At 60.3% G+C, this 16751-nt stretch carries 15 protein-coding genes; 9 read left to right on the top strand and 6 right to left on the bottom strand.

Annotation, left to right across the window (positions count from 1 at the left end; all coding sequences use genetic code 11):
* Nucleotides 1-8: 8 nt before the first annotated feature.
* The 5 genes from ACYQ2I_RS15820 (at nt 9) to rph (ending at nt 6052) form a co-directional block, all read left to right on the top strand.
* Nucleotides 9-1850, top strand: coding sequence for a DUF4962 domain-containing protein (locus ACYQ2I_RS15820; RefSeq protein ID WP_460168000.1), 1842 nt, complete (start codon nt 9-11; stop codon nt 1848-1850).
* 302 nt (nt 1851-2152) lie between these two features.
* A complete protein-coding gene (gene argB / locus ACYQ2I_RS15815; RefSeq protein ID WP_460167999.1) occupies nt 2153-3052 on the top strand; it encodes an acetylglutamate kinase in 900 nt (299 codons plus the stop codon).
* A gap of 59 nt (nt 3053-3111) precedes the next feature.
* Nucleotides 3112-4311, top strand: coding sequence for an aspartate aminotransferase family protein (locus ACYQ2I_RS15810; protein ID WP_460167998.1), 1200 nt, complete (start codon nt 3112-3114; stop codon nt 4309-4311).
* A gap of 50 nt (nt 4312-4361) precedes the next feature.
* The gene (gene argF, locus ACYQ2I_RS15805; protein ID WP_460167997.1) at nt 4362-5294 is read left to right on the top strand and encodes an ornithine carbamoyltransferase; all 933 of its coding nucleotides are present in this window, start codon (nt 4362-4364) and stop codon (nt 5292-5294) included.
* A 47-nt stretch (nt 5295-5341) separates the two neighbouring features.
* Nucleotides 5342-6052, top strand: a complete 711-nt coding sequence (rph, locus tag ACYQ2I_RS15800; RefSeq protein ID WP_460167996.1) for a ribonuclease PH — start codon at nt 5342-5344, stop codon at nt 6050-6052.
* Nucleotides 6053-6056: 4 nt separating this feature from the next.
* Here rph and ACYQ2I_RS15795 read toward each other — a convergent pair whose 3' ends face one another.
* A complete protein-coding gene (locus ACYQ2I_RS15795; RefSeq protein ID WP_460167995.1) occupies nt 6057-7235 on the bottom strand; it encodes a right-handed parallel beta-helix repeat-containing protein in 1179 nt (392 codons plus the stop codon).
* Nucleotides 7236-7747: 512 nt separating this feature from the next.
* Between ACYQ2I_RS15795 and ACYQ2I_RS15790 the strand changes: the two genes are divergently transcribed.
* From ACYQ2I_RS15790 to ACYQ2I_RS15780, 3 genes are all read left to right on the top strand, one after another.
* Entirely contained in the window at nt 7748-7954 is a 207-nt protein-coding gene (locus tag ACYQ2I_RS15790; protein WP_460167994.1) for a hypothetical protein, read from the top strand.
* Nucleotides 7955-8119: 165 nt separating this feature from the next.
* On the top strand, nt 8120-8380 hold the full coding sequence (locus ACYQ2I_RS15785; RefSeq protein ID WP_460167993.1) for a hypothetical protein: 261 nt from the start codon (nt 8120-8122) through the stop codon (nt 8378-8380).
* A gap of 224 nt (nt 8381-8604) precedes the next feature.
* Entirely contained in the window at nt 8605-9594 is a 990-nt protein-coding gene (locus tag ACYQ2I_RS15780) for a methyltransferase (protein ID WP_460167992.1), read from the top strand.
* Nucleotides 9595-9657: 63 nt separating this feature from the next.
* Here the strand turns inward: ACYQ2I_RS15780 and ACYQ2I_RS15775 are convergent, their stop codons facing one another.
* On the bottom strand, nt 9658-10407 hold the full coding sequence (locus tag ACYQ2I_RS15775) for a gamma-glutamyl-gamma-aminobutyrate hydrolase family protein (RefSeq protein WP_460167991.1): 750 nt from the start codon (nt 10405-10407) through the stop codon (nt 9658-9660).
* 797 nt (nt 10408-11204) lie between these two features.
* Between ACYQ2I_RS15775 and ACYQ2I_RS15770 the strand changes: the two genes are divergently transcribed.
* On the top strand, nt 11205-12362 hold the full coding sequence (locus ACYQ2I_RS15770) for a 3-oxoacyl-ACP synthase III (protein WP_460167990.1): 1158 nt from the start codon (nt 11205-11207) through the stop codon (nt 12360-12362).
* A gap of 10 nt (nt 12363-12372) precedes the next feature.
* Here the strand turns inward: ACYQ2I_RS15770 and ACYQ2I_RS15765 are convergent, their stop codons facing one another.
* The 4 genes from ACYQ2I_RS15765 to ACYQ2I_RS15750 all read right to left on the bottom strand — a co-directional run bounded on the left by ACYQ2I_RS15765 (nt 12373) and on the right by ACYQ2I_RS15750 (nt 16678).
* Nucleotides 12373-13182 (bottom strand): enoyl-ACP reductase FabI, encoded by an 810-nt coding sequence (locus ACYQ2I_RS15765; RefSeq protein ID WP_460167989.1) that lies wholly within the window; start codon nt 13180-13182, stop codon nt 12373-12375.
* Nucleotides 13183-13242: 60 nt separating this feature from the next.
* A complete protein-coding gene (gene fabZ / locus ACYQ2I_RS15760; protein WP_460167988.1) occupies nt 13243-13671 on the bottom strand; it encodes a 3-hydroxyacyl-ACP dehydratase FabZ in 429 nt (142 codons plus the stop codon).
* A 79-nt stretch (nt 13672-13750) separates the two neighbouring features.
* Nucleotides 13751-15190 carry a phytoene desaturase family protein gene (locus ACYQ2I_RS15755; RefSeq protein WP_460167987.1) on the bottom strand — a complete coding sequence of 480 codons (1440 nt, stop codon included), beginning with the start codon at nt 15188-15190 and terminating at the stop codon, nt 13751-13753.
* Between the two features lie 60 nt (nt 15191-15250).
* A complete protein-coding gene (locus ACYQ2I_RS15750; protein WP_460167986.1) occupies nt 15251-16678 on the bottom strand; it encodes a phytoene desaturase family protein in 1428 nt (475 codons plus the stop codon).
* Between the last annotated feature and the right edge of the window lie 73 nt (nt 16679-16751).

Raw genomic sequence — 16751 nt, 5'->3', positions numbered from 1 at the left:
GAATCATTATGCCGCGAAAAGTGTTGCTTGGTGTCGCTGTTGCCTGCATGTTGTGCGGTGCCGTTTCGCCCCATCCGGTTCGTGCCGAAAATGACTCGCTGCGGTTGCCGACCGCCGAAACGGTCTTGAAAACGCTGCGCAAGGAACATCCTCGGTTGATCGGAATTCCCGAGGAAGAAGCCCGCCTGAAACGTGCCTTGAAAACCGATCCCAAAGCGCAGGCCATCTACGCTGCGGTCAAACGCGAAGCCGATGCGATGCTGACCGCCGCACCCATCGAACACAAGTTGGTTGGACCGCGACTGCTCACGCAAAGTCGTCGGTGCCTGGACCGCGTCGTCACGCTGGCGACCGTTTACCGAATCGAAGGCGATCGAAAGTACGCCGATCGGGCGATCCGCGAGATGCTGACGGCCGCTTCGTTCAAGGACTGGAATCCGTCGCACTTCCTCGATACGGCCGAGATGACCAACGCCCTGGCGATCGGCTACGACTGGCTGTACGACGTGCTCACACCGGAACAGCGCGAGACGATTCGCAAGGCGATCGTCGAAAAGGGGCTGCTCGAAGCCCGCAAGATCTACGAAAAGAAGTCGTGGTGGACGCAAACCGCCTACAACTGGAACCAGGTGTGCAACGGCGGGATCGGTAACGGGGCCTTGGCGATTGCCGACGAAGAACCGGAGTTGGCAGCTTACATTCTCGACCAGGCGCTGCATTCGATTCCCAAGGCGATGGCCACCTACGCACCCGACGGTGCTTGGGATGAGGGGCCCGGCTATTGGAACTACGCAACGCGTTACACGGTCTACTTCCTCGCCGGGCTGACCACGGCGTTGGGAACCGATTTCGGGCTCAGTAATGCAGAAGGCTTCGACCACGCCGGTGATTTTCGCATCCAGCTCGTCGGGCCGACGAAATTGTCGTTCAATTTCGCCGACGGCCACGAGGGAACGGGTTCGGCCGCGTGCATGTTCTGGCTCGCCCGTCGGTTCGACAACCCGGTGTATGCCTGGCACGAACGGGAATACATCGGCGGAAAGACGGCCTGGCACTTGTGGTGGTACGATCCGCGAGGCAACGGATTCGGCGACATGCCTGCCGATTGTTGGTTCAAGCGGGCGGGGATCGTCCTCTTGCGCAGCGGTTGGGACGACGAGGACACATTCGTCGGCTTCAAGGGCGGCAGCAACGCCGTCAATCATAGTCATCTCGAAGCCGGAATGTTCGTCCTCGACATGATCGGCGAGCGATGGATTTTTGACCTCGGTTCCGACAACTACAATCTGCCGGCTTACTTCGGTGGAAAACGTTGGACCTACTACCGCTTGGGGACGATCGGGCAGAATACGCTCGTGATCGGTGGTGAAAACCAGAACCCCAAGGGGAAGGGCGAAATCGTCGCCTTCCATTCCGACGCCGCAAGCTCTTCGGCGGTAATCGATCTATCGTCGGCGTATCCGAACGCGAAGAAGGTTCAGCGCGGAATTCGTATCTTCGACCGGACCGGCGACGTCCTCGTGCAAGACGAAGTCGTCGACACGCACGGACAAGAGATCGTTTGGCAGGCGCACACGAAGGCGAAAGTATCGCTGGAGGGCAGCGAGGCCGTCTTGTCGCTCGACGGAAAGAAACTGTACGCGAAAGTCTTCGCCCCGGCCGATGCCCGCTTTACGACGCTGCCGTGCACGCCGCCGGAACCGCAGAACCAGAATCGCGGGGTGACGAAGCTGGGTGTCCGTATCGACGACCCGGGCGAGTCGGTCGTCATCGCGGTCGGATTCTCGGCGAGACCGATACCCGCCAAGACGGTGCGATTGCAACCGCTCGCCGACTGGCCGAAGGAATGATTCTCCCTCTTGTGGGTGGTGTGACCGGTAGTTGACAACCGCAAGGTCGCTGCCGAAAATATCGGGTTTCCCGGAAGTGGATTAGACGTGGTCGGGGGCTTGCCTGCGGGGTGAGGCCCTCGACCGGTTCGTTTTCGGGATCGAGCGTTTTTTCACGAACCCGGCCCGCGCATGCCGGGTCGTTCTTGTTTTCCGGCCCGGTCGATGTTTCGTTTCGGGAGAGTGTTGTGGGGTCCGGCTTGTTTACCGACCGTTCGGCCGCGACGATTCGGCGGCCGGTTCGAAAGCGGAGGGTTTTCTCGTTGGAAAAGGCGATCGAAAAGGCGGACGTGCTCATCGAGGCGTTGCGGTGGATTCGCCAGTTCCGCGGCAAGATTACCGTATTGAAGCTCGGCGGCAGCGTCATGGAAGACGCCCAGGCCATGACGCATCTGCTGTTGGACATCCTGTTCATGGAGACCGTCGGCATGCAACCGGTGGTCGTCCACGGGGGCGGGGCCGCCATCAGCCGTGCCATGAAGGAGGCGGGCATCAATGCTCGGTTCGTCGAAGGTCGCCGGTACACCGACCAGGCCACGCTCGAGATTGTCGAGCGCGTCTTGGCACAGGAGGTCAATGAACGTCTCGCCCGCCAGATCGAAGACTTGGGCGGCCGCGCCAAGCCGCTGAACTTTCGCACGAAACCGGTGTTGTTCGGCCGAAAGATCGACCTGCGGGACCGATTCGGCCAACCGGTCGACTTGGGATTCGTCGGCGAGGTCACCCGCGTCGATGCCGATGCCATTCGCGAGTTGTGTGCAGACGGTGTCGTCCCGATCATCCCCTCGATGTGCCTGGCCGACGACGGGACGAAACTGAACGTGAACGCCGATACCGCGGCCATGGCCGTCGCCAAAGCGCTTGCGGCAGAAAAGCTCGTGTTTTTGAGCGATGTGAACGGCGTGCGGATGGACAAGGACGATCCCGATACGCTCATCCACACCCTGACCGCTGCCAAAGCCCGCGAGCTGATCAAGCAAGGCGTGATCGAGTCGGGGATGATTCCCAAAGTTCAGGCATGCTTGGACATCCTGGATCAAGGAGTGAACAAGATCCACATCGTAGACGGGCGGTTGCGTCACTCGCTGCTGTTGGAAGTGTACACGAGCAAGGGGGTGGGAACGGAAATCGTTCGCGACGTTCCCGAAGATGCAGCGTTGTAGATGCAGTGTTTCGCCGGCCGATTGTCGATTGTATGTAAAACCGAAAACGGACGAGATCCATGAGCCGATCGCACTCGCTGTCGTCACAAGAGATCATCGGGCTGTTCGAAAAGCACCTCGTGCCGAACTATCGCCGGTTTCCCGTGGCGCTGGTCAAAGGCGAGGGCGTGTACGTGTGGGACGCCGAGGGAAACCGTTACTTGGATCTCTTTCCCGGCTGGGGATGCAACCTTTTGGGGCATTGCCCGCCGCGCGTCGTCGAGGCTGTGCAACGGCAGGTCGCGCGACTGATTCATGTGCCCAATACGTGGTACACCTACGAGCAAGGACGCTGGGCCGAACTGCTTTCTGAGCGAAGTTTCGGCGCGAAAGCATTTTTCTGCAATTCGGGAACGGAGGCCAACGAGGCCGCCATCAAGCTGATTCGGCTGCACACGCCGAAATCGAAGTACAAGATCATTACGTTTACCGGCGGTTTTCACGGCCGCACGCTGGGATCGACCTCGGCGACCGCCCAACCGAAGTATCACGACGGCATCGAGCCGCTGGTGCCCGGCTTCGTCTACTGCCCGTTCGGCGATCTCGACGCCGTTGCCCGCGCGATCGACGACGAAACGGCCGGTATCTTGGTCGAGCCGGTGCAGGGCGAAGGCGGTGTCGTCCTGCCGCCGGAAGGTTTCTTGCAGGGCTTGCGGAAACTCGCCGACGAACACGGCCTGGTGTTGGCGTTCGACGAGGTACAGACCGGGTGCGGACGAACGGGTGAATGGTTCGGCTACCAGCACTTCGGCGTCGAACCCGACATCATCACCCTGGCCAAGGCGATTTGCGGCGGCCTGGCGGGGGCTGCGATGCTCACACGCCCCGAGATCGCTCCGAGTTTGCGACCGGGCATGCATGCCGCGACGTACGGTGGTAACCCGATCGCCGCGGCGGCCGGAATTGCCGTGATCGAAACCATCGAACAAGAAGGCCTGCTCGAAAATGCCAAACGCGTCAGCGCGTTGTTCCAAGAACGACTCAACGACCTGGCCGACAAGATTTCCTACATCCGTGAAGTGCGCCTCCTCGGCCTGATGATCGGCATCCAGCTCGATATCGACGGGGCTCCCATCGTGCAAAAGTGCATGGAGCAAAAGCTCCTCATCAATTGCACGCAGGGGACCGTATTGCGCTTGTTGCCGGCAATGACGATGACGGAAGACGAAGTGAACCAAGGCTGCGACATTCTCGCCGATGTGCTCGGTCGCTGCGGCTGAGCGTTTCGGGATGTCCGCCGTGTCCTAACAGTGATCCTGTCGACAAAGCCATGACCGAGAAGAAATCGCCGCGTCACTTGATTTCGTTGGATGATCTTTCGGCCGCCGAAATCGAACGCATTTTCGCCATTTCGGCCGATTTGAAAGCGAAGCTCGCCGAAGGCGTGCGGGAGCCGCTCTTGCCCAATCGGGTGCTGGCCCTGTTGTTCGAGAAGCCGTCGTTGCGGACGCGCGTGAGTTTCGAGGCGGGCATGGCACATCTGGGCGGCAGCACGCTGTTCTTGGCCGACGATACCGGCTTCGGCAAACGTGAGAGCATGGCCGACTTCAGTCGCGTGCTCAGCCAGTACGTCGACGGGATTGTGATGCGAACCAAGAAACACGAGACGATCGTCGAGGTCGCCCGCTACGCCGAATGCTCGGTCATCAACGGGCTTTCCGACGTCGAACACCCCTGTCAGGCGTTGGCCGATTTGTTCACCGTTCGCGAGATCGCCGGTTCGGTCAAAGGTCACACGCTGGCCTGGGTGGGTGACGGGAACAACGTTGCCCGCAGTTTGGCCTTGGCGTGCGGAAAGCTGGGGATGCGAATGGTTATGGCTTGCCCCGCCGAGTATCGGTTCGACGAGGCGTTCAAGGCCCGGTTGAAAACGTCGGTGCCGCAATTGGAACTCGAGGAATTCGACGATCCGGCCGAGGCCGTTCGCGATGCGTTGGTCGTGTATACCGACGTCTGGGTGAGCATGGGCCAAGAAGCCGAAAAAGAGAAGCGGCTGCGCGACTTCGCCCCGTACCAGGTCAACGAAAAATTGATGGCCAACACGCAAAAGGGCGCCGTCTTCATGCACTGCTTGCCTGCGCATCGCGGCGAGGAAGTGACCGACGAAGTCATCGACGGCCCGCAAAGCGTGGTCGTCCAACAGGCTGCGAATCGTATGCACGTCCAAAAAGGTATTCTGGCTTGGTTGCTGGCCTCGCAGTGAACCGTCGCAGGCGGTCGGCGGTGCAGTGAACGACGAAAGGGAAGGCAATGGGCGATACGGAACATTTGCGAACGGTCCGGATCGAACGAGGCTTTCCTTCGGCCGCTCCCGGCAGCGTATTGATTTCGGCCGGTGAGACGGTCGTGTTGTGTACCGCTTCGGTCGCCGACGAAGTGCCTCCCTGGCGAGAAGAACTTGGTGCCGGTTGGGTGACGGCCGAGTATGCGATGCTGCCGGGCAGTACCTCGCCCCGCAAGCGACGTGAACGCGACAAAGTCGACAGCCGCTCGATCGAAATCCAACGCCTGATCGGCCGCAGTTTGCGGGCGGTCGTCGATTTTCAAGCTCTCGGCCCGCGAACGGTGACGGTCGATTGTGACGTCGTCAAGGCCGACGGTGGAACGCGAACGCTGGCGATCACCGGCGGGTTCGTCGCTTTGGTCGAAGCGCTCCGATCGTTGCCCAAATTCGCCCAGGGAACGCTGCCGCTGGTCGATTCGGTGGCAGCGGTCAGTGTGGGAATCGTCGGCGGAACGCCCGTTCTCGATTTGGACTATGCCGCCGACAGCAACGCCCAGGTCGACATGAACATCGTCATGACCGGCGGCGGACGCTTCGTCGAAATCCAAGGTACGGCCGAACAGATGCCCTTCGACGATGCGCAGCTTGCCTCGCTTCTGAGCATGGCGAGAGAAGGCATCCGGCGACTTACCGCGTTGCAACGCGACGCACTGGGCGACGCTTGGCCGTTCGAGTGACGTCTTAATTTTCCTCGAAACCCGCGGTTGTCGGCCGACGCGGGTGGAATCGCCAATCTTTGCTCACCTGAATCGGGCACCGAAGGACGGTGTTGTTCTCGAGGACGGTTTGCGGGGCATTCGACACCAAGATTCCCCGCACGAACGAATCGCGGATGAAGCAGCCGTGGATCGTACCGGTCGCGTTGAATAGGGCGACCGCATCGTCGCCGGTGGCGATGAACCGGCAGTTCGCGACCAGGTGGCCCGCAGTGGGCGGATCGTTCGGTTGTCCGATTTGAGGTCCGCCGCCCGGCGTTGCGAGACACGGCGTTTGGCCCTCGATGGGCGGCGCTCGATCGATGACGCATTCGACGATTTGGACGTGTTCGAATCCACCTCGGAACACGCCGCGACTCTTGTGCGTCCATTTGACGCGTTCGAAGCGGAAGTCGGCCCCGCCGTAGAACCAATAGGCCTGACCGTCGAATTCGCTGTTGCTTTGGCTGTGTTTCGATTTGATGCCGATCAGGTCGCCCGGCTTGTAGCCGGGAGCGAGCTTGCGTGGCTTGAGGGTGAGTTCCCAGCGGTTTCCGAAAAGACGGCGGGCATGCGTCCAGGGGATTTGTGCGTTGTCTTCTTGGATGATCTGCGGATCGGTCCGGCTGTTCGTATAGCGTTGCAAAAAACGGCCTTGGTCGCTTAACGGATTGAAGATGGCCTGCGGCGTCGGGAAGCCGTCTTGGATGTCGAGCACGACCTTGCCCGGGCCGACGTCGACGACGATGCCTTGGCTGACCGTGTAATGGTCGCGGGTCATATGCATGTCGGCGAAGGTGATCCGATAGACGTTCCGTCCGTACAAGGCGTGCTTGTTGTCGGCAAACACGAGCGTCGTTTTCTCCATCCCTTTTCCGTGAACGATCAGGCGCCCATGCGGTCCCGGTTCGATGCCGCTCAGATCGAGGGTGCCCTTGCGGGCGCCGGCATCCTCCAGCAAGAAGCGCCCGGCGTCCAGTTCGAGAACGACGATGTCGTTCGGCGACTTGCGAAAGTGGGCCTCGGCGGCGTCGATGGCCCGTTGAAGCCCCGCCGCGTCGAGCCCGAACCGGGCTTGGACGTTCCAGCGAACCGTTTCGCTGTACCCTGTCGCTACAAGCATTACAACGCAAAAAACGGCGACGACAGCAGGCGTGTAGCGCATGGGTGGGGTGTTTCGTAGAGCAAGGAAACCGAGGCAAAAAGAGCACGATATGGTTTCGACCGAACTTGGTGAGGCCGGCAATATCGCCCACAGCCGAGACTGTCGAGTATAGATTCGCCGGTGTAGTACCGGCAAACAGGTGTTTTCGCGGTCCCGCTCCGGCGGCAAGGGTCCGGATAGTCGAGCTGAATCGGAAATGCCGCGACGAAAGCGACCACCACCGCCAATACACCCAAAATAGGGGGCGGCAGTACTAATCTTTCTCCAGTCTACCGGCCGACGTATCCAAATGAGATGATTCGATGCCCCGGCCGCCAATCCGGTTGCGAGCATTGAGTTTGATGGTTGAAAAGTCTGCGAAATCTAAGGAGGACTTGTCGGCATCGGGATTGTTTGAATTCGGTTAATCGGCAGCAAGCCCCTTGTTGCTTGGTGCCGAGCCCGGTACGATACCTCGTTTTCACGGTTGTTCGCGGGCGCTTTGTTCTTGCTTCCAGTGTGGAGGTGTGGTGATGAACGAAGCACTCAAAGAGCGTCGTGAAAGAATTCGACAGGAGCTTCAAACAGAAGAGGGCAGGAGGCGGATCATCGCACGATTGAAGGAACTCAAGGGAATTCCGCCTCACGAACCGTTACCCAATGGAACGCCGATCATTACCGAACTGATCCGGCTCGAGGATGCTCACCAAGCCGGAGCCGAGGCCGCGGCGCCGGCCTGATTTCCGCCGGTCGAAGCGTTTCCACCTTGTGTTTGATCCGCTCGGCGTGCGCGCTCGACCGCAGAAGGACTGCCGGTCGGCTCGGTTCAGTTCGCGGGTCGACGTTTTCCCCCTACGATCGAAGATTGTTTCCCCCTGGCAACTCAATGGAGTGACGACGGCAAGATGTATTACTCCCAAGCAATCGAAAATGCGACGGCCATCTGTGACCCGTCGCGGCGAGTGGAAAAGCTCGCTCGCGAACGGTTCCGGAAAAGTTCGTATCCGGCCATTCGCCGACTGGATTGTGTTTGCGACGGTCATCGTCTGGTGATTCGGGGCAAGGTGGCCAGCTATTTCCACAAGCAGTTGGCCCAGGAAAGCCTGGCCGACTTGCGACGCGATCTCGAGATCGTGAACGAGACGGTCGTCGAAAAGCCCCGCTGAAACGTCTTTTCGACGTTCGAAGACGCAATACCTTTCAGGAATGCCCATCGCAAGGCAGTCGCTGCGGAAAAGCCGTTGCGGCTGCCGTTTTGTATGCGCGCCGAGCGTGTGAACCCATCGAGCGAATTGCATGCTGGAGACGCTTCGCTCACAATCCGCAAACAGGGGATTTGCGAATTGGTCCCCTTGTCGAAACGATACATGCCGAAGAAAGGATGTCCGCGATGACCGGCGATGAAATCTTGCAGTTGACCGAGGGTTACCAGGCCGTGTGCGTGCTGGGGGCTGCGGCGGAATTGGGATTGTTCGACGCGATTGACGAGGCAGGCACGACGCTCGACGCGTTGTGCGCGCGATTGGCTGCCGACCGTCGCGGTTTGCGAATTCTGTGCGACGCGCTGGCCGCCTTGGGCGTACTCGACAAGGCGGCGGACGGACGCTACCTGGTGCCCGAAGATTCTCGCCCGTATCTACGAGAAGAGTCGCCTCGCAGCGTTGTGCCGATGATTTTGCACCGCATGAATATTCTGCGGGGGTGGAGTCAACTCGCGTGGACGGTGCGAGCCGGCATACCGGCGCCGCGAACGGCGAGTATTCGCGGCTGTGAGGCCGACCGCCGGGCGTTCATTCGGGCGATGGACGTCGTAACTCGCGACGTGGCCGACGAGCTGGTCGCCAAGCTGGCGCCGCTCGACTTCAAACGTTTGATCGACGTGGGGGGAGCCTCGGGAACTTGGACGTTCGCTTTTTTGCGGGCGCACCCTCGAGCGAAAGCCGTCATCTTCGACCTGCCGCACGCAATTGCCGAGGCGCGGCGGCGTGTGGAATCGCAGGGAATGAGCGATCGTGTCGAGCTGGTCGCCGGCGACTTCTATTGCGATCCGCTGCCCGGAGGCGATTTCGCCTGGGTCAGCGCAATCGTGCACATGCACTCGCGCGAACACAACCGGCGGCTGTACCGCAAGGTGTTCGAAGCGTTGACGCCGGGGGGCCGAATCGCTGTTCGCGACATTGTAATGCAAGCCGATCGCGTGCACCCGACCGTCGGGGCGATGTTCGCCGTGAATATGCTGGCGAACACCGCCTCGGGCGATACGTTCACCTTCGACGAGTTCCGGGAAGACCTGGAACAGGCCGGGTTTACGAACGTCGTGTTGCAGGTTCCCGACGAGGGAATGAACGCGGTCGTCTGTGCCCGCAAGCCGAGCGCATAGTATACCGCTTGCCCAGGCGGACGACGGTTGCGATCGTGGCGGCCGACGAGGCCGCGACGAGGATCAAGCGACCATCCGGATGACTTCGGCCGGTTTGCGGACGGCTTCGACGAACTCCTCGAAGATTCGCATGTCCAAGGCCGAGGCGGCGTTGCATTCCGGATGGAACTGCGTTCCCACGGCGATCCAGTCGGGGTGTTCGAATTCGATCGCCTCGACAATTCCGTCGGGAGCTTTGGCCGTGGCGCGGAAGCCCTCGGCAACCTCGTAGATTGCCATGTGGTGGCGGCTGGCGACGCGGATATCTCCGTCGCCGTACACACGGCCGACGAGCGACTTGGGCTCGACCGTCAGGCTATGGCGGTGATAGGGGTCCATGCGGTCGAAGTGCGGGATCGCGTTGGGGAAGTCTTCCGGGATGTGATAGCTCAACGAACCGCCCATCGTGATGTTCAGCAATTGCATGCCCGCCCCGATGGCCAACACGGGAATGCGGCGTTTGGCGATACGGCGCATCAAGACGCGGTCGAAGTCTTCACGGCGGGGATCGAGCAGTTTCATCGAGGTGTGCACTTCGTACCCGTCGCGGCGAGGATCGAGATCGGCTCCGCCGATCATCACGAAGGCGTCCACGCGGTCGAGAATCTGGTCGATGTCGTCGGTATCGACCAACGGCGGGACGATGAGGGGAATCGCATCGGCGCGGATGACGCAATCGAAATACCCGGCGCTGAGGTATCCGAAAGCCTCTCCGTCTTTCTGGCGAGCAGGGCAATAATCCATGTTCAGGCCGATGACCAGTCGCTGCGACATGAGTCGAATCTCCTTACGCTGGGGGACACATCCATTGTCCCGGTAAAGAAGGGCGACTCGACCAACGAGGGAACGTGCTGGACGACCGGTTGGGCTGTGGCAAGACAGGTCGGGTGGGAGAGTTGAGCGGAATCGGTGAACTGAGTCGAATAGCGACGAGCGCGAAAGGAATCGGAGGAGAACCATCCATCCCTGGAGTCCTTTCGCGTCATCCCCCACCCTCCGCCGGGTGTGTTTTCTTCACCCGGTTGTCACGACATCCCTATCGTTGGCTGAGTCAGATCTTACGCGGACTCGCTCGCCCGCGTGACCCGATGACTGTACGCAGTTTACGCCGAAGTCCTCGTTTCCCGAAGGATGGTGCATATTTTGATCGAGAATTATTCAAGACCGCAACCTGTTGTGGTGCAATCAGTGCTAGCACTTCGCCGAGTATGACCCGATCTAGGGGGCGAGCTCGTGACGTATCTGCTTGACGGTTAGGAAGTTACAGTAGTCTTTGACGTGTGAGGAAAACTTGCGGGCGGGCGCAGTGGTTGTCCAGGCCAATTTCGGCCGCAATTCGACGGCCGATTGTTTTTTTCGTCAGGCGAGTCGAGTCGATTGTTTGAAAGGCGGGAACCAGCTTGGGGGCCCGTCGGCTTTACGGCAGGTGTTCCTGCGGCTATCCTACGAGTTTGCGACGCGTACCGGCTTGCCGTGACGTGGGACCGACAATACGCTCATCTTCCGCCGAGTTCGTTCGAACCGATTCGGTAACGAATCGGCGGCATTCGACGTACTTAGACGAGTCATCCATGCTGTTTGAAAACGTCTGTATCGAGGCGATCAGCTATACGCTTCCCGACGAAGTCGTCACCTCGGAAGAAATCGAACGCCGCCTGGCACCCGCCTACAATCGGCTGAAGTTGCCGCCGGGGCGGCTGGAAGCCATGTCGGGGATTCGGGAACGCCGTGTGTGGCCGCGCGGAACCCTGCCCGGACGCATCAGCGCGATCACGGCCCGCAAGGCGTTGGAGCAGGCGAAGCTCGATCCTCACCGTGTGGGCGCGTTGGTTCACGGCTCGGTGTGTCGCGATTACCTCGAGCCGGCGACCGCCTGCGGGGTCCACCAAGCGTTGGGTTTGCCCGAACGATGCCTGGTGTTCGATCTGTCGAACGCCTGCCTGGGGTTACTCAACGGCGTGCTCCAGGTGGCTCAACTGATCGAGCTGGGGCAAATCGAGGCGGGGTTGGTGGTCGGCACCGAAAGTAGTCGGCACTTGCTCGAATCGACGATCGAGCGGTTGAATCGCGATACCACGATTACCCGCAAACAGGCGAAATTGGCTTTTGCCTCGCTGACGATCGGATCGGCGTCGGCGGCGATATTGCTTACCCATCGCGACATCAGCCGAACGGGAAATCGCTTGCTCGGCGGCGCCTGGCTGGCCAACACGCAGCAGTCGCATCTGTGCCGAAGCGCGAGGGACGAGACGGTTGCCGACAACGACGACGCGGAAGCCGGTTTGCTGATGTGGACCGATTCCGAGACGTTGATGCAGGAAGGGATCGCCACGGCCGTGAAGGCGTTTGCCGCCTTTCGTGACGAATTGGGCTGGCGCCCCGATTCGATCGACAAGACGTTTTGTCACCAGGTCGGACGCTTTCATCAGAAGCTGCTCTTCGAGTCGCTGGAACTGGACCCGGACGCCGACTTTTCAACGCTTTCGTGGTTGGGGAATACCGGATCGGTGGCCTTGCCGACGACCGCGGCTATAGGGATCGAACAAGGGCACCTCCAACGCGGCGACAAAACGGCCCTGTTGGGGATCGGTTCGGGAATCAACGTCGTGATGCTCGGTGTCCAATGGCAGCGATCTCCGCTCGAGGCGGACATCAACGGCGCGCACATCCGTTCGAGCGAGCTTCGGCGAACGCACGATTCTCGCTTGGCGCCGGCCGGTGAACCGTGACGTTGCCGCTTCAGTCGTTCACGACCCGCTTGACGATTTCTTGATCGAAGTAGTTGATCGCCATTCCGGCATCGACGACGATCTTTTGCGCGTTGATCCCCGACGCCCGCGGGCTGAGAAGAAACACGGCCGCCGCAGCGGCTTCGTCGGTTTGGACGGCTTCTTTGCGGGGGATGATCTGTTCGGCGAACAAGTAGGCATCGAGATAGCCGGGAATGCCCGCCGATGCCGAAGTCTTGAGCAAACCGGGGCAAACCGCATTGAACCGCACTTTCGAAAAACGGCTGAAGGACTTCGCCAGGAAGACGACACTGCTTTCCAACGCGGCCTTGATCGGAGCCATGTAGCCGTAGCTTTCGCTTGCCATCGTGGTCGTCGAAATAGAGATCGTGACGACCGAGGCATCTTCTGCCAAAAGCGGCGCGAACGCCCTGCTGATACGAATCAACGAGTAGCAGGAAATATCGATCGCCTGGAGAAAGGCCTTCTTGGGGGTTTCGTGGAACGGTCGGATTCCCTCCGAGTAGTCGGCGTAGGCGATTGAGTGGACCAGCCCGTCGAGCCGGTCGTGTCGGCGGCCGATTTGTTCCGCCACGGCGTCGATTTGCGATTCGTCTTCGACATCGCAGGTGTATATCTCGGTGTTGGGCAGGAGCTTCGCGACCCGCTCGCGAATTGCCTCGTTTTGAACCACGGCAATGCACTCGGCTCCGACTTCTTCGAGTTGCTTGGTGATGTGATACGCCACGCTCTTGCGGTTGGCGATGCCGAAGACGACGATCTTCTTACCTTGCAGGCCGAGGTAATCGGGATTGCTCATGGCTCTCTTCGCTTCCAGATGTGTCGTGCGGTGCGGCTGCCGTTTTTGACTACGGCCGACTCAGTCGGACGGTGCCAGCGTACAGGCAAATTCGAGTCGCGCGGCCGTCTTGCCGTCGACCGAAACCTTCGCCGTCAAGAAGAACGCGTTGCCGACGCGGTCGTCGAGTTCGACGTCGAGTGTGATCGTGTCGCCCGGTTTGACCATTCGTTTGAATCGCACGTTGTTCATTCGCGTAGCGACCGGGACACTGTGGTTCCCTGAATCGACGAGGCCAGCCAGCAGTATCGCGCCGCATTGCATGGCGGCCTCGCACAACAACACACCGGGTACGATCGGGTTGCCGGGATAATGTCCGGCGAAGAAATACTCTTCGCCCGTGAAACGCTTGACGCCGCGAATCCGATTTTCTGTAAGTTCGACGATTTCGTCGACCAACAAGAACGGCTCGCGATGCGGAATGCGTTGCTCGATTTCCTGACGTTGCATGGTCTTGCCGATGGGTGAAGTGCCGAAGAAGACGCCGGCGAATGCCGGTTGCCGTCCGTTGAATCGATCCAGGCCGAGGTCAAGACGCGGCGGCCGAAGGTTCCATCAAGAGGGCATCGACGTCGTTCGCCACGATGACGCCGTAATTGACCGTCCCCAACCAGCCCGACATGATAATGCCCACGCTGCCGGCGTGGTAGAGTCCGCGGATTTGTCGAGGCAGCCCGCGACTGACCGCCAATCCTTCGAACTTCGTTCCGAAGCTGGCGCCGGCCAGATGGCCGGTGTAATGTTCGAACGTCCGCGGTGTGGCGCATTCGACGACTTCGACCTTTTGCCGAATATTCGGCACGTAGCGTTCGACGTGGTCCAGCGTTTCGTCGATGAGGCGTTGCTTCGCCGCTCGGTACGCATCTTCGGAAAGATCAGCCCAATCTTCGTAGCGGGCGTTCGTGCTCGACACGATCAGGCAGCGATCGTATCCCGGGCGTGTTTTCGGATAGTAGAACGAGTATGTGCGGCTGGTGACGTTCTTGCTGAGCAATAACTCGGTTTCGAATCGGTCGGCGGTCGAGGTGAACAACAAGTCGCCGCACTGCGATTCATCGAGCATTACTCCCGGCTTCAGCCCCATGTAGACTTGCGTGCTGGAGTTGTTCAAACGCACGGCTTGCGCCTCGCGAATGAATGATTCGTCGAAGTGCGATTCGCCGACCATTTCGAAGATCGTTCGCAACAGATTGGCATTCGAGACGACCGCCTTGGTCGCAATTTCGCGGCCGCGAACGACGACCGACCGCACGCGGCGGGGCGATTCGTCCACAAGGATGCGTTCTACCGGCGAATTGATGGCGATGTCGACGCCGTTGGCCTTCAACTCTTGTTGCATCAAACCGATCAAGCGATCCGTTCCGCCGCGGAAGGTGAACACCCCTTTCGACATGAAATTCGAGAAAACGATGCCGTAGGTGACCGCCGGGTCTTCCAGCGTCGAACCGTTGGCGTAGGTGATCGGCTCCATCAGCAGGCGGACGACGTCTTCGCGGCCGGGAAAGAACTCGTCGAACAACTCACCGGTCGTGCGACGATTGTCGTCGTAGAAGTTCATGCTGCGGGCGGTGTCGAAGAACGCCTGCACGCGATCGGCATCGACTTTGAACCGTTCGACCAACAGGCGGGTAAAATCTTCCCGGTTGTAGGTCGTCTCCAGTCGGAACATGGGGTTGTCGAAGCGGATGTGCTTCAACTGGACGATCGAATCGGCGATTTCACGTGACCAGTAGCGCCGGCAGCTTTTGATCATGCCGACGGGAAAGCCGTGCAACGAGATGTCGAAAATGTAGCCCTTAGGACGCCGAAACCAGGTAGCCAGCCCGCCCAACTTGTAGTGCTGTTCGAGCAACAGCACCGAATATCCGGCTCGAGCCAGAATGTTCGCTGCGGTCATGCCGCCCAAGCCCGAGCCGATGACCACGACGTCGTAGTTCGGTTTGACGTGTGCCAGGAAATCTTTCGGCATGAGGAGTCCTCGGTAGGTCGCTTGTCGAACCGCTGTTTCGACGAGCGTTCGCGTACATGTTTACGAAGCCGGTTCATCGACCATGCAGCGTGCGGCCATGGCGACGCCGCTGACCATGCTGCCGACGATGCCCAGGTAACCTTGGTCTGTTCCGCACAACAACAGGTTGCGCCACGGCGTGCTGCCGTCGTGGCGTTTGTCGGGCGACCCGTATACGGCCCCTTGCCGACGTCCCGTGTACCGGGTGATCGTCGTCGGCGTGAACAAGTCGCGGTCGATCACGTGTTCGGAAAAGTCGGGAACGTATAGCGAGGCGACTTCCATCAGTTGCTCGAAGACTTCTTCTTTGGCCCGCCGATAGGCCGCTTCGTCCAACGCGGCCCAGCGGTCGTAGTCGGCCAACGCGGTGACGCGAACCATCGGTTCCAACCGGGGATCGCGTTGTTGGAATGCATCGGGCACACACACCACGCCGCTGCGCGTGCCGATCAAGTCGTTCGGCGAACGATAGGCAAACCGGTCGTCGCGATTGAAGAAGATGATCGTGTCTTGGTGGCCCATCTCACACACGCTTCGATCCAAGACGGCAATCGCTTCGCAGAACGATAGTGCCCCCGGCCGCGGGGGAGAGGACGCCTGCGCGATCGGGGAATCTTCGATCGACCGGACGAGATCGAACGTCTCCGGCCCGCCAGCCGACGAAAGCACTTTGCGGGGGTGTAACGTCGTACCGTCGTCCAACTCCACGGCCGTGACACGATCGTTTTCGGCGATCAGCGACTTGACGCCGCATCGCAACCGCAACGTGCCGCCGGTTTCACGGAATTTCTCGATCAGCACCTTCAACAGGCCGCGAATGCCGCCGGCCGGACGCCCCATCCCTTCCAGAAAGATCGAGCGGAACAGGATTGCGAACTGGCCGAACGGCATGTCGTCGGGGGTCGCGGCCCCGTAGTACATCAAGGGGCACAACAACATTTCGCAAAGCAGCGGATTCGACAGGTGCTCGGCCAGGAATTCGCGGGCGGATCGCGAGTCGGCCGCGTCGATGCCCTTCAGCCGCGGAATCGCTTGGACCACCCGATCGAAGCCGGCGACCTGGTCGGGAAAGGTTTCGGCGATCGACGACCGTAAGCGATCGATACCGTTGGAGAACGTCAATCGAGCGTCGGGGAACACGACCGCCGATTGACGCTGCGGCACGAATCCGATCGCATCGGGATCGATTTCGAGTTGTCGCAACGTGCGGTAGAGGACCGCGCCGCGGTCTTCTCGCGGCGCAATATTCGTCATGGCGTGCAGGCCGACTTCATAATCGTGGCCGTTGCGGCGGTAGAAAGAATTCAAACCGCCGATCGTGTAGTGCCGCTCGCAGAGGACGACCCGCTTTCCGAATAGACCGAGCCGGATTCCGGCCGCCAAGCCGGACAGTCCGGCACCGATGATCAGCACGTCGCAATCGGCGGAAGTAACCTGGCGGTCGTTCATCTGGCGGACGGGTGGCTGACACGGGCTCGACGCGGCGGCACGTCGAAACGGCGACGCCGACCGAGCCGGTCGT

It is taken from the genome of Thermostilla marina, assembly GCF_054657455.1.
Note: the sequence above shows the minus strand (reverse complement) of the source record. Positions and strands in the feature narration are given on the sequence as shown.